This window comes from Sphingomonas sp. Leaf198 (assembly GCF_001424005.1).
Classification (GTDB): domain Bacteria; phylum Pseudomonadota; class Alphaproteobacteria; order Sphingomonadales; family Sphingomonadaceae; genus Sphingomonas.
Genome location: NZ_LMPX01000004.1, coordinates 512,848 through 530,450, shown reverse-complemented (window position 1 = coordinate 530,450; position 17,603 = coordinate 512,848). Strand labels below are relative to the sequence as shown.

The 17,603-nt window shown below is 64.9% G+C and carries 15 protein-coding genes; 2 read left to right on the top strand and 13 right to left on the bottom strand.

What is annotated here, in order from left to right:
- The first annotated feature begins 6 nt into the window (after positions 1-6).
- Positions 7-1,785: a cation:proton antiporter domain-containing protein gene (locus ASG20_RS17825; RefSeq protein ID WP_056055938.1), complete on the top strand. Its 1,779-nt coding sequence runs from the start codon at positions 7-9 to the stop codon at positions 1,783-1,785.
- 388 nt (positions 1,786-2,173) lie between these two features.
- Here the strand turns inward: ASG20_RS17825 and rutA are convergent, their stop codons facing one another.
- From rutA to dnaE, 6 genes are all read right to left on the bottom strand, one after another.
- On the bottom strand, positions 2,174-3,247 hold the full coding sequence (gene rutA, locus ASG20_RS17820; protein WP_056055935.1) for a pyrimidine utilization protein A: 1,074 nt from the start codon (positions 3,245-3,247) through the stop codon (positions 2,174-2,176).
- A gap of 9 nt (positions 3,248-3,256) precedes the next feature.
- Positions 3,257-4,045: a pyrimidine utilization protein D gene (gene rutD, locus ASG20_RS17815; protein ID WP_056055934.1), complete on the bottom strand. Its 789-nt coding sequence runs from the start codon at positions 4,043-4,045 to the stop codon at positions 3,257-3,259.
- Entirely contained in the window at positions 4,045-4,428 is a 384-nt protein-coding gene (rutC, locus tag ASG20_RS17810; protein ID WP_056055932.1) for a pyrimidine utilization protein C, read from the bottom strand. The genes rutD and rutC overlap by 1 nt, the downstream gene beginning before the upstream one ends.
- Before the next feature lie 112 nt (positions 4,429-4,540).
- Positions 4,541-5,269 carry a pyrimidine utilization protein B gene (gene rutB / locus ASG20_RS17805; protein ID WP_056055930.1) on the bottom strand — a complete coding sequence of 243 codons (729 nt, stop codon included), beginning with the start codon at positions 5,267-5,269 and terminating at the stop codon, positions 4,541-4,543.
- Between the two features lie 225 nt (positions 5,270-5,494).
- Positions 5,495-7,087, bottom strand: coding sequence for a long-chain fatty acid--CoA ligase (locus tag ASG20_RS17800; protein ID WP_056055928.1), 1,593 nt, complete (start codon positions 7,085-7,087; stop codon positions 5,495-5,497).
- 18 nt (positions 7,088-7,105) lie between these two features.
- Positions 7,106-10,561: a DNA polymerase III subunit alpha gene (gene dnaE / locus ASG20_RS17795; protein ID WP_236698795.1), complete on the bottom strand. Its 3,456-nt coding sequence runs from the start codon at positions 10,559-10,561 to the stop codon at positions 7,106-7,108.
- Between the two features lie 151 nt (positions 10,562-10,712).
- Here dnaE and ASG20_RS17790 point away from each other — a divergent pair, with 151 nt between their 5' ends.
- A complete protein-coding gene (locus ASG20_RS17790; protein WP_056055924.1) occupies positions 10,713-11,300 on the top strand; it encodes an HdeD family acid-resistance protein in 588 nt (195 codons plus the stop codon).
- A 216-nt stretch (positions 11,301-11,516) separates the two neighbouring features.
- Here the strand turns inward: ASG20_RS17790 and ASG20_RS17785 are convergent, their stop codons facing one another.
- The 7 genes from ASG20_RS17785 to ASG20_RS17760 form a co-directional block, all read right to left on the bottom strand.
- Positions 11,517-11,996 carry a glutathione peroxidase gene (locus tag ASG20_RS17785; protein WP_056055922.1) on the bottom strand — a complete coding sequence of 160 codons (480 nt, stop codon included), beginning with the start codon at positions 11,994-11,996 and terminating at the stop codon, positions 11,517-11,519.
- Entirely contained in the window at positions 11,993-12,589 is a 597-nt protein-coding gene (locus ASG20_RS17780; RefSeq protein ID WP_056055920.1) for a GNAT family N-acetyltransferase, read from the bottom strand. The genes ASG20_RS17785 and ASG20_RS17780 overlap by 4 nt, the downstream gene beginning before the upstream one ends.
- Complete coding sequence (locus ASG20_RS17775) at positions 12,586-13,299, bottom strand: ABC transporter ATP-binding protein (protein WP_056055918.1); 714 nt, start codon at positions 13,297-13,299, stop codon at positions 12,586-12,588. Before ASG20_RS17775 ends, ASG20_RS17780 begins: the two co-directional genes overlap by 4 nt.
- Positions 13,292-14,542 (bottom strand): lipoprotein-releasing ABC transporter permease subunit, encoded by a 1,251-nt coding sequence (locus ASG20_RS17770; RefSeq protein ID WP_056055916.1) that lies wholly within the window; start codon positions 14,540-14,542, stop codon positions 13,292-13,294. The genes ASG20_RS17775 and ASG20_RS17770 overlap by 8 nt, the downstream gene beginning before the upstream one ends.
- Positions 14,543-15,096: 554 nt before the next feature.
- On the bottom strand, positions 15,097-15,249 hold the full coding sequence (locus tag ASG20_RS19990) for a hypothetical protein (RefSeq protein ID WP_156364416.1): 153 nt from the start codon (positions 15,247-15,249) through the stop codon (positions 15,097-15,099).
- Between the two features lie 278 nt (positions 15,250-15,527).
- Positions 15,528-16,562: a methionine synthase gene (locus ASG20_RS17765; RefSeq protein ID WP_201780746.1), complete on the bottom strand. Its 1,035-nt coding sequence runs from the start codon at positions 16,560-16,562 to the stop codon at positions 15,528-15,530.
- Between the two features lie 25 nt (positions 16,563-16,587).
- On the bottom strand, positions 16,588-17,571 hold the full coding sequence (locus ASG20_RS17760; RefSeq protein ID WP_056055912.1) for a DUF1852 domain-containing protein: 984 nt from the start codon (positions 17,569-17,571) through the stop codon (positions 16,588-16,590).
- Between the last annotated feature and the right edge of the window lie 32 nt (positions 17,572-17,603).

Sequence of the window (17,603 nt, the reverse complement as noted above, 5' to 3'; positions counted from 1 at the left end):
GCACGCATGGCATTACGGCTCGACAATCAAGGTTTCAGCGACGCGCTCGTCATTCTTGGCGCGGCCGGGCTCGTCATCCCCGCATTCGCGCGGTTCCGGGTCAGCCCGGTCATCGGTTTCATCTTGGTCGGCCTGCTGGTTGGGCCCGCCGGGCTAGGCTCGCTCACCGGCTCCGCGCCTTGGCTCTATTACCTGACGATCTCGAACCCGGAGTCGATCGAGCCGTTCGCCGAGTTCGGCATCATCCTGCTGCTGTTCTCGATCGGCCTCGAGCTCTCGTTCAAGCGACTGTGGTCGATGAAGCAACTCGTGTTCGGCACCGGCGCCGCCGAACTGATCGGCTCGGCGCTCATCATTGGCGTGGCGTTGCACTTCATCGGCCAGGAATGGGCGGGCGCGATCGGGCTGGGGTTTGCGCTCGCGTTGTCGTCCACGGCTTTGGTCCTGCCGCTCGTCGGCACGACGGGTGCGGTCGGGCGTGGTGCGTTCGCTATGCTGTTGTTCGAAGATCTGGCGCTCGTCCCGATCATCTTCGTGCTCGGTGCGCTGGCGCCGACAGCGAGTGCGGACGGCTGGTCGAACATCGCCGGTGTCGCGCTGCGCGGCGGGCTCACCGTTGTCGCGATGTATATCGGCGGGCGGGTCGTCCTGCCCCGGCTGTTCGGGCAGGCCGCGCGGACCAAGAGCCCCGAACTCTTCCTTGCCGCGTCGCTGCTGGTGGTGATCGTCGCGAGCGTCGCGACAACGGCCGCCGGGCTGTCGCCGATCGTCGGCGCGCTGCTGGCGGGGTTGCTGATCGCCGAGACCGAATATCACAGCGAGGTCGAGGTCATCACCGCGCCGTTCAAGGGGCTCGCGCTCGGCGTGTTCCTGATCACGGTCGGCATGAGTCTCGACCTACGGCTGATCGCGCAGAACTGGCCGTCGTTGCTGCTTGCCGTGACGGGCGTGGTGGCGACCAAGGCGATCGTGACGTTCCTGTTCCTGCGCGTCGCCAATTCGCGGCGCGGCGTTGCGGCGGAGACGGGGCTGCTGATGGGTAGCCCTTCCGAGACGACGCTGATCGTGCTTGCGACGGCCGCGCAGGCGCAGTTGATCATGCCGTCGACCGCCGCTTTCTGGCAGACCGTCACTGCGATCGGGCTGACGATCACGCCGCTGCTGGCAAAGCTCGGCCGCACCGTCTCGCGTCAACTCGAAAGCCGGTCGGGTGCCGATGCCGGGGATATCGAGATCGACGACGATGGGCCGGGAACCGTCGTGATCGGCTTTGGTCGCGTGGGCCGGATGGTGGCCGACATGCTGGCAGTCCACGGGCAAAAGTACGTTGCCGTGGAGGCGGATATCGATTCCGTCGAAGCCGCGCGGGCGCAAGGGCATCCGGTATTGTTCGGCGACGTGGCGCGCCCGGAACTGGTGGATCGGCTCAAGCTGCATACCGCCAAGGCGCTGATCCTGACGATGGACGATCCGGTGCTGACGGTGCGGCTGGCGCGGCGGGTTCGGGCTTTGGCGCCGGACTTGCCGATCGTGGCGCGTGCTCGGGATACGGCGCATGCGGCGGAGTTGTACCGGGCTGGTGTTACGGATGCGGTGCCGGAGACTTTGGAGAGTTCGTTACAGCTGGCGGAGGCGGTGCTGGTCGATCTGGGGGTGGCGATGGGGCCGGTGATCGCTTCGATACATGAGAAGCGGGATGAGCTTCGGCAAGAGATCAAGAAGGCGGCGGACATGATTGCCGAGCCTAGGATCAGGAAGGCGAAGCGGACTCCTCGAGCGGTGTAACGCTTACCGCTTCGTAAGCAGGCTGTTCTCCCGCGAAGGCGGGAGTCCAGTCTGGGCCCCCGCCTTCGCGGGAGAACAAGCTTTGGTAGGTTCCTTGAGAGGTGGCATCCTCAGATGGAGGCAGGGCTTCGTAACCTCCCCGGCGGAGGCCGGGGTCCAAGTGGAAAGGTGGTCGTAACGGAGCGCTGCCCTCCATTATCTTCGTTCCCCAATTGGGCCCCGGCCTTCGCCGGGGTGGTGGTTGCGCGGTGATCGCTTCGTCACGCGCGCTCCCTCCTCTTGCCCTCACCCTTTCCACGGCGAAGATGCCGCTGGCCTTTTCCCTCTCTCAACGGGAGAGGGCGAGGCAAAAGAAGGTTGGGGCGGGTTAGGCCAGCAAGCCGCTACTTCAGCCCGGGACCTCGCCCGCGCGGCTCTTCATCAGCGGCTGGATACGCGTCCCAAATGCTTCCACACCTTCGAGAAAGTCGTCGAAGGTCAAGAGGACGCCACCGGTGTTGGGGACGGCCGCCATCTCGTCGAGCATCCGCGCGACGCTTTCGTACGAGCCGACCAGCGTACCCATGTTGATGTTGACCGCGCCTTCGGGGGCGGCGAGCTGGCGGACATTGGTGTCCGTGTTGTGCGTGTCCTTGGCGCCCTGATCGATCAGCCAGGCGATCGCGTCGACGTCGACCCCAGCGTTATAGTGTTTCCATTTCGCCATCGCCTCGTCGTCGGTTTCGGCGGCGATGATCATGATCAGGACGAAGATCTGCACGTCGCGGCCGGTTTTCGTGGTCGCTACGGCCAGCCGCTCGTTGTTGAACGCAAAAGCGGTCGGGGTGTTTACGCCCTTCCCCAGGCAGAACGCGTAGTCGGCCCATTTCGCCGAGAACGCCAAGCCGTCGTCGGAGGAGCCGGCGCAGATGATCTTCATGTCGCCGGTCGGCTTGGGCCAGACGCGGCAGTCGGTCATCTGGTAATAGTCGCCCTTGAAGTCGGACGTCCCCTCTTCCCACAGCTCGCGGAGGATGTGCGCGTATTCGTCGAGCATCTTGTAGCGATTGCGGAAATGTTCGTCGCCGGGCCACATCCCCATCTGCGTATATTCGGGGGGCTGCCAGCCAGTAATGAGGTTGAGCCCGAACCGCCCGTGGCTGATCGAATCGATCGTGTTGCACATCCGCGCGGCATAGGCTGGGGGCACGAGCAGCGTGGCGCAGGTCGCGTAGATCTTGATCTTCTCGGTGACGGCGGCGAGGCCGGCCATCAGCGTGAAACTCTCCAGCCCGTAGTCCCAGAACTCGGTCTTGCCACCGAACCCGCGCAGCTTGATCATCGACAGCAGGAAATCGAGCCCGTGCTTCTCGGCGGCCTGCGCGATCGCCTTGTTGAGGTCGAAGCTTGGTTTGTACTGCGGCGCGTTCTCGCTGATCAGCCAGCCATTGTTGTTGATGGGCACGAAGACGCCGACCTGCATATGCCGCTCCTATTCGCCGTCGAGCCAGTCGAGCAGCCACATGTTGAAATGCTCCGCGCGCGTCACGTTGCAGGCGTGCGCCCCCGCTGCCATCCGCGCAAGCTGCGCGCCGGGGATGCCGGCGGCGAGCTTTTCGGAGGCAGACGGCGGCACGAGCATGTCGTCGTCGGACGCAACCAGCAGCGTCGGGACGCGAATCTCGTCGAGGCGGCCGGCGATGTTGAACCGGCGGACCGCCGCGACGCGTCGCTGGATCATCTCCGCGCCGGGGAAATGCGCGAGCATCGCCTCCTCCTCGTCCTGGATCCGGTCGTGATGGTCCGAAATCCATTGCGGCGGGTAGAGGAACAGCGGTTGCGCGTGGAGATACGCGCGCGGGCCGCTGTCTTTCAGCAGCGCGAGGCGCGTGTCGAAGCAGCGCGCGGTATGCGGGTCGAGCTTGGCCCAGCCGTTGATGACGACGAGGCGTTCGAGCCGTTCGGGTGCGGACAGGGCCAGCGCGAGGCCGATATGGCCGCCGAGCGCGTGGCCGATGAAGGTGCAGCTCTCGAGCCCGATCGCGTCCATGAGCGCGATCACGTCGGCGGCCATCGCGTCGACGGTCAGGTCGCCGGGAACGTGGGCGTCGGAGCGGCCGGTGCCGCGGTGGTCGTAGGTGATGACGCGGTGGCCGGCGCCGAGGGCCGCGAGGTTCGGCTGCCAGTAGCTGCCCGAGCCGCCGAGGCCGCTCGACAAGAGGATCGCGGGGCCGTCGGGCTGGCCGTGCTCCTCCCAGTGGATGCCGCCTGCGATCCCCATCAGGCGAGGTGGGCGATGCTGGCGATCTCGACGAGGCAGTCGGGCTTCACGAGGTCTGTCTTGATGCAGTAGCGCGCGGGCTTGGGGCCGGGGAAATACTCGGCGTAGACCGTGTTGAAGGCGGCGTAGTCGGCAAGGTCCTTCAGAAAGATGTGGTTGAAGGCGACGTCGGCGAGCGTCGCGCCGGCGGCTTCGAGCGTGGTCTTGATGGTGTCGAGGACGGCGCGGGTTTGGGCTGCGGCGTCGCCGACGTGGAGGACCGTGCCGCCATCGCCTAGTGCCAGCACGCCCGAGACATAGACCGTGTTGCCCGCCTTCGCAGCGGCCGAATAGGGCGCGATGGGGGTCGGGAACTGGGGCGGGTTGATGGCTTCGAACGGCATCTGCTTTCCTTTCAAGTCATCGCCGTTCCCCCGCGGAGGCGGGGGTCCAGGGTTGCGGGCGGTAGCGTTCGTGATTCCTGGGCCCCCGCGTTCGCGAGGGAATAGGGAAGGGTCACTTCGGCAACTGCCCGAACGAACCGCAGAAATCGCTTACCGTGCTGACCCAGCCGAAGAACTTCTCGACGTTGTAGACGGTCGCCGCCTGCATCTCGGGCGGGCCGAGGTGGTGGGTGGCGTCCTCCAGCATCACACCGAAATATTCGAGGTGGAAGCCGTCGCGGAGCGTGCTTTCGACGCAGACGTTGGTGGCGATGCCGACGAAGACGATGTTGCGAATACCGCGACTGCGCAGGATGCTGTCGAGCTGCGAATTGAAGAACGCGCTGTAGCGGGTTTTATGGACGCGGATGTCGCCGGATTGGGGAGCGAGCGCGTCGACGATCTCGTAGTCCCAGCCCCCGCGCGCGAGGAACTGGCCGTGGAGTTCGGGGCGGGCGCGCATCGTTTTCAGCGCGTTGGACTTGTGCCAGTTGGGCGAGCCCGGGCCGCCGGCCTCGACATAGTCGGGGTCCCAGCCGTTCTGGAGGAACACGACCGGCATTTTCGCTGCGCGGGCGGTGTCGAGGACCTTGGCGATCTGGGCGATGGTGCCGGCCGAGCCTGCGATGTCGAAGCCGGCCGTATCGACGTAGCCGCCGGGGGAGGCGTAGGCGTTCTGCATGTCGATGACGACGACCGCGGTTTCCGCGGGATCGAGGCGGAGCGCTTCCGGCCGTGCGGGCAACGTGACGGCGTTCGCCTCGTTCGCGCCGGTACGGATGATCGGGGTGGCCTCGGTCATTGTGACAAGCTCGCTGGATCACGGGAATTGTGCAAGTGCGAAATGATCGGGGGGTTGGGGAGCGTCGGGGGGCAGAGAACTTGTTTCCCCGCGAAGGCGGGGACCCAGACTGGGCTCCCGCCTTCGCGGGAGAACAAGGAACGGCGAACTGACCGCGCAGCGTCTCCTATGCTCGCAAGTTCGTAGCCCGCGGATGCCGGAACGAATCCGGCATGACGAGGCAGGCTAAGCCGTCGCCAACACGAAGTTCCTGAAGCGTTCGCGTAGGGCTGTCTTGAGGAGCTTGCCCGTTGCGGTGTGGGGCAGGTCGTCGACGAAGACGATCGCGTCGGGGAGCCACCATTTCGCAACGTGCTTGGCCAGATGGTCGCGGATCTCGGCTTCTCCGACGTCGCTGCCGGGTTTGCGGACGACCAGCAGCAGCGGGCGCTCGTCCCACTTGGGGTGGTGGATGCCGATCGCCGCCGCCTCCGCCACGCCCGGACAGCCGACCGCCGCGTTCTCGAGATCGACCGAGCTGATCCATTCGCCGCCGGATTTGATGACGTCCTTCGAGCGATCGGTGATCTGCATCGTGCCATCCGCATGCAGCATCGCGACGTCGCCGGTGTCGAACCAGGATTCACCGTCAACCGCGTCCTCGTCGGCGCCGAAATAGCGTTGGACTACCCAAGGGCCTCGCACTTGCAGGCGGCCGGCGACCTTGCCGTCGCGGGCAAGAACCACGCCTTCGTCGTCGATGATGCGGAGTTCTATGCCGAAGGGGACGCTCCCCTGCTTGCCGACGAGGTCGAGTTTTTCGTCGTGACTCATGTCGTCCCAGTGCGGCGGATTGAAGCCGGCGGTGCCGATTGGGGAGGTTTCGGTCATGCCCCAGAGGTGTTTCACCGTGGCGCCCATGCCCATGATCCTCTCGATCATCGCGCGGGGAGCTGCCGAGCCGCCGATCGTTACCTGCTTGAGGTGGCGCGGCGCATCGCCCGAGGCGTCCATGTGGCCGAACATCGCCAGCCATACGGTCGGCACGCCGGCGGAGTGGGTGACCTTCTCGTCGTTCATCAGGCGGCACAGCACGGCCGGATCGTTGACCGCGGAATAGACGACTTTCGCCCCCGACAGCGCGCAGGCGAACGGCAGGCCCCAGGCGGCGGCATGGAACATCGGCACGACCGGGAGCACGACGGCATTGGGGGAAAGATCGAACACCCACGGCGCGACCTCGGCCATCGCGTGGATCAGCGTCGAGCGGTGGGTGTAGAGGACGCCCTTCGGATTGCCGGTGGTGCCGCTGGTGTAGCAGAGCATGCACGGATCGCGCTCGGGGCCCTCGACCCACGCGTAATCGCCGTCCTCGGCGTCGAGCAGCGTCTGGAAACCGTCCGGACCGAGGTCATCGAAGCAGATATAGTGGCGGATGCTGCCCCATTGCCCGCGCAGGCGATCGACGAGCGGCTGGAACGCCTTGTCGTAGAGCATCACGTGGTCTTCGGCGTGGTTGGCGATGTAGACGAGCTGTTCGTCGAACAGCCGCGGGTTGATCGTGTGGATCACGCCGCCCATGCCGATCGTGCCGTACCAAGCGACGAGGTGATGCGCGTGGTTCATCGCCAGCGTCGCGACCCGGTCACCGGGCGCTACGCCCAGCTTTTCGAGCGCTTGAGCCAGTTTGCGGGCGTCGCGCGCGATGCCGGCCCAGTTGGTGCGGGTCTCGCGACCGTCGGCCCAGTAGCTGACGAGTTCCCGCGCGCCGTGTTCGCGTGCCGCGTGGTCGATCAGGCGGGGAACACGAAGCTCGAAATCCTGCATTCCACCCAGCATTCATGCTCTCCCAAGCTGTTATCCGACCAGAGCGAGCCTCGTTTCCGAGGTCTTCATCTCCACCTTGGCGACACCGTGCAACGACTCGATGTGCTCGACAAGCTCTCCGTCGAGCAGGAAGTCGCGGCCGAGCAGGATGCAGACCTCGCCATCGGGGGTCGGCGCGCGTACGCGGACCTCGCCGCGCGCGCCGCGATGTTCGGCTAGCAGCGAGGCGAGGCCGGCGAACGCGGACATGTCGGAGATCGTAACGACCACCTGGAAGCGCGCGAGGTTGGCGAGGCCTTCGAACGGCTGGATACGCTTGATGCTGACGCGCGGGGTGTCCTCGCCGGGCTTGCGGTCGAGTTCGACGGTGATGAGGCCACAGCCGCCGGCCTTTGCTGCCTCTTCGAGATCGCGCGAGACCTGGTCGTCAAAACAGGTCGCCATAAACTGGCCGCTGGCGTCGGAGCATTGCGCCATCATGAAACGCTTGCCGCGTGCGGAGGTGCGATAGCGCGCGTCTTCGACCAGCACCGCCATCGTCGCGCCGGCGCGGCTGCCGTCGTCGGGGATGTTGAGCTCGGACAGCGCGGTGTAGGCGCGGGCGCCGTGGCTGACCGCGATGTGGCGATGGCGATCGACCGGGTGCGCGGAGAAATAGAAGCCAAACGCCTCCTTCTCCTGATCCATGCGCTGGCTGAGCGTCCAGCGGACCGATGGCGGCAGCTTGATCGCGTCGCCGGCAGGTTCGGCGTCACCGAACAGGCCGCCCTGCCCGCTGGTCTTCTGTTCGTGCGTGCGCGCGGCGATCGCGAGGATCGTCTCTGCGGTGGCGTGGATGCCGGCGCGGTTCTGGTCGAGGCCGTCGAACGCGCCGGCGGCGGCGAGCGTTTCGAGCTGGCGCTTATTGAGGAGGCGCGGGTCGACGCGCTTGGCGAGATCGTCGAGACCGGCGAACGGGCCGTTCTGGACGCGCTCGACGATGAGCTTCTCCATCGCGCCTTCGCCGACCGATTTCAGCGCGCCGAGGGCGTAGCGGACGGCGAGGTTGTTCTCCTCGACATCGGGCAGAACCTCGACGTCGAACTCGGCCTGGCTCGCGTTGATGCACGGCGGCAGCGCAGTGATCCCGAGACGGCGCATGTCGTCGGTGAAGATCGCCAGCTTGTCGGTCTGGTGGAGGTCGTAGCACATCGAGGCCGCAAAGAATTCGTGCGGGTGGTGCGCCTTGAGCCACGCGGTCTGGTAGGCGAGCAGCGCATAGGCCGCGGCGTGGCTCTTGTTGAAGCCGTAGCCGGCGAACTTGTCGATCAAGTCGAACAGCGCGTTCGCCTCGGCCTTCTTGATGCCGTTGACGGTGAGGCAGCCCTCGACGAAGCCCGCGCGCTGCGCGTCCATCTCGGCCTTTACCTTCTTGCCCATCGCGCGGCGCAGCAGATCGGCGCCGCCGAGCGAGAAGCCGGCCAGCACCTGCGCGGCCTGCATGACCTGTTCCTGGTAGACGAAGATCCCGTAGGTCTCGGACAGGATCGGTTCGAGCAGCGGGTGGGGGTAGTCGATCGCCTCAGTGCCGTTCTTGCGGCGGCCGAACGACGGGATGTTGTCCATCGGGCCCGGTCGGTAGAGCGACACGAGCGCGATGATGTCGCCGAAATTGGACGGGCGCACCGCGGACAGCGTGCGGCGCATGCCCTCCGACTCGAGCTGGAACACGCCGACCGTGTCGCCCTTTTGCAGTAGCGCGTAGACACCCGCATCGTCCCATTCGAGCGCCTCGAGATCGACCGTCACGCCGCGCTTGGCGAGCAGTTGCACTGCCTTCTGCAGCACCGACAGCGTCTTCAGGCCGAGGAAATCGAACTTCACGAGGCCGGCGCCCTCGACATATTTCATGTCGAACTGGGTGACGGGCATGTCGGACCGAGGGTCGCGATATAGCGGAACGAGCTGTGCCAAAGGCCGGTCGCCAATCACCACGCCGGCGGCGTGCGTCGACGAGTGGCGCGGCAAACCCTCCAGTTTCATCGCCAGATCGAGGAGCTTCCGGACGCCGTTGTCGTTGGCGTATTCCTTGGCCAATTCGCCGACGCCGTTCAGCGCGCGCTCCAACGTCCAGGGATCGGTCGGGTGGTTGGGTACCAGTTTGGCGAGGCGATCGATCTGGCCGTAGCTCATCTGCAGCACGCGGCCGGTGTCCTTGAGCACCGCGCGCGCCTTCAGCTTTCCGAAGGTGATGATCTGCGCGACCTGATCGCGGCCGTATTTCTCCTGGACGTAGCGGATCACCTCCACACGGCGGGTTTCGCAGAAATCGATATCGAAATCGGGCATCGACACGCGTTCTGGATTCAGGAAGCGCTCGAACAGCAGGCCGAGCTTGATCGGGTCCAAGTCCGTGATCGTCAGCGACCAGGCGACCACCGAGCCCGCGCCCGAGCCACGGCCCGGGCCGACGGGAATGTCGTGGTCCTTCGCCCATTTGATGAAGTCCGCGACGATCAGGAAGTAGCCGGGGAAGCCCATCTGGACGATCACGTCGACCTCGAACGCGAGCCGCTTGCGGTAGACGTCGCGCCAGCCGTCCTCGCCTTCACCGTGGAGCTCGGTGATGCGGGCGAGGCGCGCTTCGAGGCCAGCTTCGGCGTCGTCGCGGAGCAGCTTGGCCTCGCCCTCGATATCGCCGGCGAGGCTGGGAAGGATCGGTTTCCGATACGGCGCCATCACCGCGCAACGTTGCGCGACGACGAGCGTGTTGGCGATCGCCTCGGGCAGATCGGCGAACATCTCGTGCATGACCTTAGCCGGCTTCATCCACGCTTCGGGGCAGCTGCGGATACGGTCCTCGGTTTCGACATAGGTCGAGTGCGCGATGCAGAGCATGGCGTCGTGCGCGTCGCCGAACGCGCTCTCGGTGAAGCAGCACGGGTTGGTCGCGACGAGCGGCAGGTTGCGCTCGTACGCGATGTCGATGAGGTCGGCTTCGGCCGCCGTCTCGATCGCGTCGTTGCGGCGCGAGAGTTCGATGTAGAGGCGGTCGTCGAACAGGCCTTGCAGGCGGTCGAGATACGCGCGGGCGCGATCGGGCTGGCCTTCCGCGAACAGCCGGGCGAGACCGCCTTCGCCGCCTGCGGTCAGCGCGATCAAGCCGTCGGTGTGGCGTTCGAGCGCGGCGAAATCGACGTGCGCGGGCATCTCGATTGGGCGGTCGAGATGCGCCATCGAGACGAGCGCGCAGAGATTGTCGTAGCCGGTCATGTTCTGCGCGTAGAGCGCGAGCCAGTCGAACTGCGTCGCGACGCCGTCGGGCATGTCGGGGCGACCGACGCCGAGCATGACGCCGATGATCGGCTGGACGCCATCCTTCTTGGCGGCGTCCGAATAGGCCATCGCGGCGTAGAGCCCGTTGCGGTCGGTCAGTGCGGCGGCGGGAAAGCCGAGAGCGCGCGCCTGCTTGGCGATCGCTTTCGGATCAATGGCGCCGTCGAGCATGGTGTAGCAGGAGAAAACGCGGAGGGGGACGTAACCGGAATGCATCGACCGGAGGTAGGCGCTGCGGCGTGATTCGACCAGCCGGGATGAGTCCGGTCGGAACCGTGGACACGACGAGCCGTTGCGGCGGGGACTTCTGGGAGCATTCTTCATGACCGATCCACGCGGGCACTTTGCCGATACCGAAACCACGGTTGCGGGTACGCCTCGTGCGGGCGCTGGCTGGGGGTGGATCCTGGCGTACGGCGTACTGTCGGTGGTGCTTGGGATCATGGCGTTCGCGTCGCCGTTCTCCGCGACCTATGCCGCGACGTTGGTGATCGGGGCGTTCTTCATTGCGGCCGGGATCGTGTCGATCGCGTCGGGGCTTGCCGGCAAGGGGCATGAGGGGCGCGGCTATGCGATCGGGTTTGGGCTTGTGTCGCTGGTGATCGGGCTGATCATGGCGTTCGAGCCTGTGACGGGCGCGATCTCGCTGACGTTGCTGATTGCGGTTTGGCTTGGTGTGCGGGGCGCGTTGGAGATCGGGCTTGGGGCGCGGTTTCGGCGTGGCAAGGGGCTGATGATTGCGCTGGGGGTGGTGAACATCGTGCTGGCGGTGATCGTGTTGGCGACGCTGCCCTGGTCGGCGTTGACGTTGCCGGGGTATGTCTTGGGGATCAGCTTCTTGTTTGGTGGGGTGACTTCGGTTGCTTCGGCGCTGGCGCACAAGAAGGGTGCGCCGGCATTTTCGGTGTGAACCGCTAGTTTGTTCTCCCGCGAAGGCGGGAGTCCAGTCTGGGCCCCCGCCTTCGCGGGGGAACAAGCTTGTTTTGGGATACGCCAGCTTACCTCCTCAAGCACCACCCCGGCGAAAGCCGGGGCCCAATTGGAGAGGTTGCAGTAACGGAGCGTAGCGGTCATCACTGCCGTCCCCCAATTGGGCCCCGGCCTTCGCCGGGGTGGAGGCAGATCGTTACAGCAGCTTTTCGATGTCCTTGCGGATGTCCTCGGGCTTGGTCGTCGGCGCGTAGCGGTCGACCACACTCCCCTCTCGATCGATGAGGAACTTGGTAAAGTTCCACTTGATCGCCTTCGACCCCAGCACGCCCGGCGCGTCCGACTTCAGCCGCTCGAACAGCGGGTCTGCCCCTGCCCCGTTGACGTCGATCTTCGCGAAGACCGGGAACGTCACGTCGTAGGTCAGCGTGCAAAAGTTCGCGATCTCCTCCGCGTCACCCGGCTCCTGCCCGCCGAACTGGTTGCACGGGAACGCGAGCACTTCGAACCCGCGCTCCGCGTAGTCACGGTGTAGCGCCTCGAGGCCATCATACTGCGGGGTGAAGCCGCATTTCGACGCGGTGTTGACGATCAGCAGCACCTTGTCGCGATAGGGTTCGAGCGAAGCTGCGCTGCCATCGGCGCTCTCTACGGTAAAGTCGGTAATCGCGGTCATGGGCGGTCCTCGTTTCGGGCCAGCAGATACGTCAGGTTCTGACGCACGCCCGCCCATTCGTGGCGGAGGATGCTGTAGACGACGGTGTCGCGCAAGCGGCCGTCCGCCATCACCTGATGCCCGCGCAGCACGCCGTCGCGCTTGGCGCCGAGGCGTTCGATCGCGCGCTGCGAGTTCTTGTTGAGCGAGTCAGTGCGGATCTGGACGCATTCGCAGCCGAGTGCGTCGAAGGCGTGGGTCAGCAGCAGCAGCTTGGCTTCGGTGTTGACGCCAGTGCGCTGGACGGACTTGGCGTAGAAGGTGCCGCCGATCTCGAGCCGCTTGTTCGGCTCGTTCATCCGCATGAAGCGGGTGGTGCCGACGACAATTCCGTTCGCCACCACGGCGAACAACCGCGCGCGCCCGAAGCCCTGCTCGCGCAACGCGGCGGCGAGCCAGCGGTCGGGTGCCTTCATCATCGCGACGTTGGCGTAGAATGTGTCCCAGAGGTCGTCCGCCGACGCCGCCGCGACCAGTGCGTCCTTGTCTTCGGCAACCAAAGGCCGGAGCGTGACGTGACGCCCGGTCAGCGTCGGCGTCTCGCCCCAGGTCACGCCAGCCGCCCCTCGTGTAATCGCAGCACGCGGTCCATGCGCGCCGCGAGCCGCTCGTTGTGCGTCGCGACCACCGCCGCAGTGCCCTGCTCGCGGACCAGCCGGATGAACTCGGCGAAGACGATGTCGGCGGTGTGTTCGTCGAGGTTGCCGGTCGGCTCGTCCGCCAGCACCAGCGCGGGCTTGTTGGCCAGCGCGCGGGCGACCGCGACGCGCTGCTGCTCGCCGCCGGAGAGCTGGCTCGGGCGGTGCGTCAGGCGGTGGCCGAGACCGAGCTGGGTCAGTAATTCCGCTGCCCGCCGGTCCGCCTCGACCCGCGTCGCGCCGTGGACGAGTTGCGGGAGGACGACGTTCTCGGTCGCGTTGAAGTCCGGCAGCAGGTGATGGAACTGGTAGACGAAGCCGAGGCTGTCGCGGCGCACCACCGTGCGCTCATGCGCGTTGAGCTTCGCGGCCTCGGTGCCGGCGATCCTGATCGATCCCTGGAAGCCGCCTTCGAGCAGGCCCACGGCTTGCAACAGGGTCGACTTGCCCGAGCCCGACGGCCCGAGCAGCGCGACGATCTCGCCCGGTGCGATCGCGAGGTCGACGCCGCGCAGGACGTCGATGGTCGCGCCACCCTGCGTGAAGCTCTTGGTCAGTCCGCTGGTCTGGAGGACATAATCGTCGAACTTCTCGATCTGGCGGTCGATACGAAGGCCTTCATTCATAACGCAGCACCTGCACGGGGTCGGTACTCGCCGCTTTCCAGGCCGGATAGAGCGTTGCGAGGAAGCTGAAGATAAGCGCCATCAGTGCGATCACGACGATCTCGACGGGGTCGGTCTTCGACGGGAGTTCGGTCAGATAGCGGATCGATGGATCCCACAGGTTCTGGCCGGTGACGAGCTGGACGAAGTTCACCACGCCCTGTCGGTAGAACAGGAAGATGAAGCCGAGCACGAGGCCCGCGACCGTGCCGAGCGCACCGATGGTGGTGCCGACGACGATGAAGATCCGCATCATCGAGCCACGCGTCGCGCCCATCGTGCGTAAAATCGCGATGTCGCGCGTCTTGGCGCGGACCAGCATGATCAGCGACGAGAGGATGTTGAACACCGCGACCAGGATGATGATCGACAGCACGGTGAACATCGCGACACGCTCGACCGCCAGCGCCTCAAACAGCTGCGCATTCATCGTCCGCCAGTCCTGGATCACCGCCTGCCCGCCGATCTTGTCGGCCAGTGGCTTGAGGATCTCGCCGACCTTGTCCGCATCGACCGTCTTCAGCTCGACCATGCCGGCCGCGTCGCCCATCAGGAGCAGCGTCTGCGCATCCTCGATCGGCATGATGATGTACGCCTTGTCGTAGTCATAGACGCCGATCTCGAAGATCGCGCCGACCGTGTAGCTGACGATCCGCGGGACGGTGCCGAACGGCGTGGTCTGGCCTTGCGGGCTGAACAGCGAAATCTCCGAGCCGACCTGCGCGCCGAGCGATTCGGCGAGCCGCGAACCGATCGCGATCCGGCCGGACCCTTGCGTGATCGACTGGAGCGAGCCCATCACGACCTTGTTGCTGATCGTTGAATTGCGGCGGATGTCCTCGACGCGCATCCCGCGCACTAGCACCGCCTCGGCGCGGCCGTTATAGGTGGCGGCGAGCGGCTGTTCGATCAGCGGCAGCGCGCTGGTGACGCCCGGTGTCTTCTGCGCCTGCGCGACGATCTCGCGCCAGTCGGGGAGCCGGTTGCCGACGCCCTGCACCACCGCATGGCCGTTGAGCCCGACGATCTTGTCGAACAGCTCGGCGCGGAAGCCGTTCATCACGCTCATCACGATCACTAGCGCGGCGACGCCGAGCATGACTGCGACCAGGCTGATCGAGGCGACGAGGAAGATGAACGCCTCGCCCTTGCCCGGCAGCAGATAGCGGCGGGCTATCATCCGTTCGTAGCGGGACAGGATCATGGGCGGCCAGGTTCGATCGTTAGGGATACAGTGCAGCGGCTCTAGGACGCGGCCCGTTGCGAGGCAACTGTCGGGCCTGCTTGGGAGGGTGCGGCGAACCGTACGGCGGACCGTACGGCGCGGCCCGCATTGGTCCCGGTTCGGCAGTGTCTAGATTGGTCTGTTGCGAAACCGCCACAGCCGCAGTCCAATCGTGAAACGGCTTGCGCAAAGACCGTGACAAAATCCATCGACATAACTAGCAACAAACTCGCTGAGACACAGGCAACGGCCGTGGTTCGGGGACTGCTTTTACGCCGCGCCGCAAGGTGCAGAGCGGAAGCGAAAAAATGGGGGCTGACGAGCGATCGTCACGCAGGCGCCCGGATCGGCAACGGTCCGGGCGTTTGCTTGTTCGGCGTAATTTTTCGCGCGGTCTATACTTCGAGACATCTTCGGCAGCAGCGTTTGACGCCACGGCTGTGCCGTCATCCTGACGAAAGTCGGTGCCCAGAGCTAAACAGCGCTGCGCGCGCCACTACGAATCCTGACTTTCGTCAGGATGACGGGCGCGGTCACGAGAGCGAATGGATAGCTTGAGTCAGAACAGCGCGGGCGTGCCCGTGACCGAGCAGGAAACGACCGTGTTTCAGCACCACCAGCCGGATCATCTCGGATGACGAGCTGAAGTAACGAAACGGCGATGTGCGCAGTCGGGCGCGCGGCATGCCTGTTTCCCTACCCTGCCCGGTGCCACGCTGCCCGCGATCTACCCGATGGCTCGACGTCGACAGCGAACTGCGCCTCGTTGGCGACGCCGGCGCAGTCGAACCGACCCGCGCGAGCAAGTGTCGAGGCTATGAGCTGGTGGTGGCCTGGCGTCCGCATCACCATGCATGCGGCATATTCCGCGTTTGCCTCTGGTATCCAGCGTCCCGATGAAACCCGGTTTCAAGGTTGAAACCCAGTCTAATCGGTTAGCCAACTCGTCAGCTACCGCCAATATTCACCCGTCGGTCTGGAGTTCTCTCCGGACGATGTCTGCGCCCGCGGCCAAGGCCCTCAGCTTGCCCTTCGCGACGTTGCGCGAAAGGGGCGCCATGCCGCAATTCGTGGCGGGGTATAGCTTGTCCGCATCCACGAACCGGAGCGCTTTACGCAGAGTGTCGGCGACCTGTTCTGGAGTCTCGACGGTGTCGGTCGCGACATCGATCGCGCCGACCATTACCTTCTTGCCGCGGACGAGTTCGATCAGATCCATGGGAACGCGCGAGTTCTGGCACTCCAGCGAGACGATATCGATCTTGGACTTTTGGAGATTGGGGAAGGTCTTCTCATATTGCCGCCATTCGGCGCCTAGCGTCTTCTTCCAGTCGGTATTCGCCTTGATGCCGTAGCCGTAGCAGATGTGCACGGCGGTCTCGACCTTCAGCCCCTCGGCCGCACGTTCCAGCGTGGCGATCCCCCAATCGTTGGCCTCGTTGAAAAAGACATTGAACGCGGGCTCGTCGAACTGAACGATATCGACTCCGACCGCTTCCAACTCTCGGGCTTCCTCATTGAGGATGCGGGCAAACTCCCATGCCAGTTTCTCGCGGCTGCGGTAGTGCGCGTCGTGGAGCGTATCGATCATCGTCATCGGTCCCGGCAGCGTCCACTTGATCGGCTGATCGGTCTGCGCGCGCAGGAACCGCGCATCGTCGACGAAGACGGATCTGGGCCGCGAGACGGCGCCGACGACGGTCGGCACGCTGGCTTCATACCGGTCGCGGATCCGGACAACCTCGCGCTTTTCGAAATCGACGCCGTCCAGATGCTCGATGAACGTCGTGACGAAATGCTGGCGGGTCTGTTCGCCGTCACCGACGATGTCGATGCCCGCCTGCCGCTGATCGTCGACCGCCAGGCGCAGGGCGTCCTGCTTGCCGGCGATCAACTCCTCGCCCTCCAGCTTCCACGGCGACCACAAGGTCTCGGGTTTTGCAAGCCAGGAGGGTTTGGGCAGGCTGCCCGCAGTCGTTGTCGGCAACAATGTCGTCATGGAGAATACCTTGTGTTCATGAGGATCAAAGGCCGCAGGTTTCGGACCAGCGCTGAAGCGCAGCACCATGCGGTTTGATGAACGTCTCTTCGGCGAATTTGCCCTGCTCCACGGCAAGCCTGCTGCGTTCCTCGCGGTCGTAGACGATGCGCGTCAGCGAATAGTCCTGACACCCCAAGCTCGGGCGATAGTGTTCCGCCGCCACGGAGTTGGCGTTATAGATCTCTGGACGGTAGATCTTCTGGAAGGTCTCCATAGTGCTGACCGTGCTGGCGAGTTCGAGGTTGGTATAGTCGCTGACGAGATCGCCGATATGATAGAACGCGAGCGGCGCGACGCTGTGCGGCGGCATGAAATACCGCACCTTCATTCCCATTTTCGCAAAATACCGGTCGGTCGGGGAAGCCTCGTCATGCCTGTATTCCACCCCGAGAATGGGATGCACGTTCGCCGTCCGGTGATAGACTTCCTTGCTCGATACGCTGAGGCATATGACCGGTGGCTTACGAAAATGGTTTTGGTAGGCGCTTGAGCCGAGGAATTGACTGAACAAATTACCGTGGAGATCGCCGAAGCCTTCGGGCGCTTCGCCGCTTCCGGTCTTGCGGTGATCCGGCAGGACGACGCTGAAGTCGTAATCCCGCACGTAAGACGAGAAATTGTTGCCAACTATCCCGTCGGTACGCTGGCCGCTGTTCTTGTCAGTGACGGTGGTGTGCAGGATTTCGATCAGCGGAAACGCTTCGTCGCGGTCGTCGTCGACGATCCTGAGCACTGCCGAGATGATCTTCAGTTCTACCGCGTAGCGATCGCCTACGGGATTATCCCAGTGCATCAGCGAGTTGAAGCGACGGTCGATCATCACCAGCGTGTTGCGCAAATTTTCCTGGCGGCTTTCCCCGCGCGCAAGGTTCGCGAAATTGGTGGTGATCCGCGTATTGTCGGCAGGACGATAATCCTCATCGAACGGGATGCTGGTTATCGTGAACGTGAACCTGCTATTCGTCATGACTCACCTGCTTTTGCGGTCAGGAGGCCAAG

Coding starts and splice junctions, on each gene's coding strand:
- ASG20_RS17825 (WP_056055938.1), top strand. CDS start 7: ATGGCATTACGGCTCGACAATCAAGGTTTCAGCGACGCGCTCGTCATT.
- rutA (WP_056055935.1), bottom strand. CDS start 3,247: ATGCAGGTCGGCGTCTTCGTGCCCATCAACAACAATGGCTGGCTGATC.
- rutD (WP_056055934.1), bottom strand. CDS start 4,045: ATGGGGATCGCAGGCGGCATCCACTGGGAGGAGCACGGCCAGCCCGAC.
- rutC (WP_056055932.1), bottom strand. CDS start 4,428: ATGCCGTTCGAAGCCATCAACCCGCCCCAGTTCCCGACCCCCATCGCG.
- rutB (WP_056055930.1), bottom strand. CDS start 5,269: ATGACCGAGGCCACCCCGATCATCCGTACCGGCGCGAACGAGGCGAAC.
- ASG20_RS17800 (WP_056055928.1), bottom strand. CDS start 7,087: ATGCTGGGTGGAATGCAGGATTTCGAGCTTCGTGTTCCCCGCCTGATC.
- dnaE (WP_236698795.1), bottom strand. CDS start 10,561: ATGCTCGACGGCGCCATTGATCCGAAAGCGATCGCCAAGCAGGCGCGC.
- ASG20_RS17790 (WP_056055924.1), top strand. CDS start 10,713: ATGACCGATCCACGCGGGCACTTTGCCGATACCGAAACCACGGTTGCG.
- ASG20_RS17785 (WP_056055922.1), bottom strand. CDS start 11,996: ATGACCGCGATTACCGACTTTACCGTAGAGAGCGCCGATGGCAGCGCA.
- ASG20_RS17775 (WP_056055918.1), bottom strand. CDS start 13,299: ATGAATGAAGGCCTTCGTATCGACCGCCAGATCGAGAAGTTCGACGAT.
- ASG20_RS17770 (WP_056055916.1), bottom strand. CDS start 14,542: ATGATCCTGTCCCGCTACGAACGGATGATAGCCCGCCGCTATCTGCTG.
- ASG20_RS19990 (WP_156364416.1), bottom strand. CDS start 15,249: ATGCCGCGCGCCCGACTGCGCACATCGCCGTTTCGTTACTTCAGCTCG.
- ASG20_RS17765 (WP_201780746.1), bottom strand. CDS start 16,562: ATGACGACATTGTTGCCGACAACGACTGCGGGCAGCCTGCCCAAACCC.
- ASG20_RS17760 (WP_056055912.1), bottom strand. CDS start 17,571: ATGACGAATAGCAGGTTCACGTTCACGATAACCAGCATCCCGTTCGAT.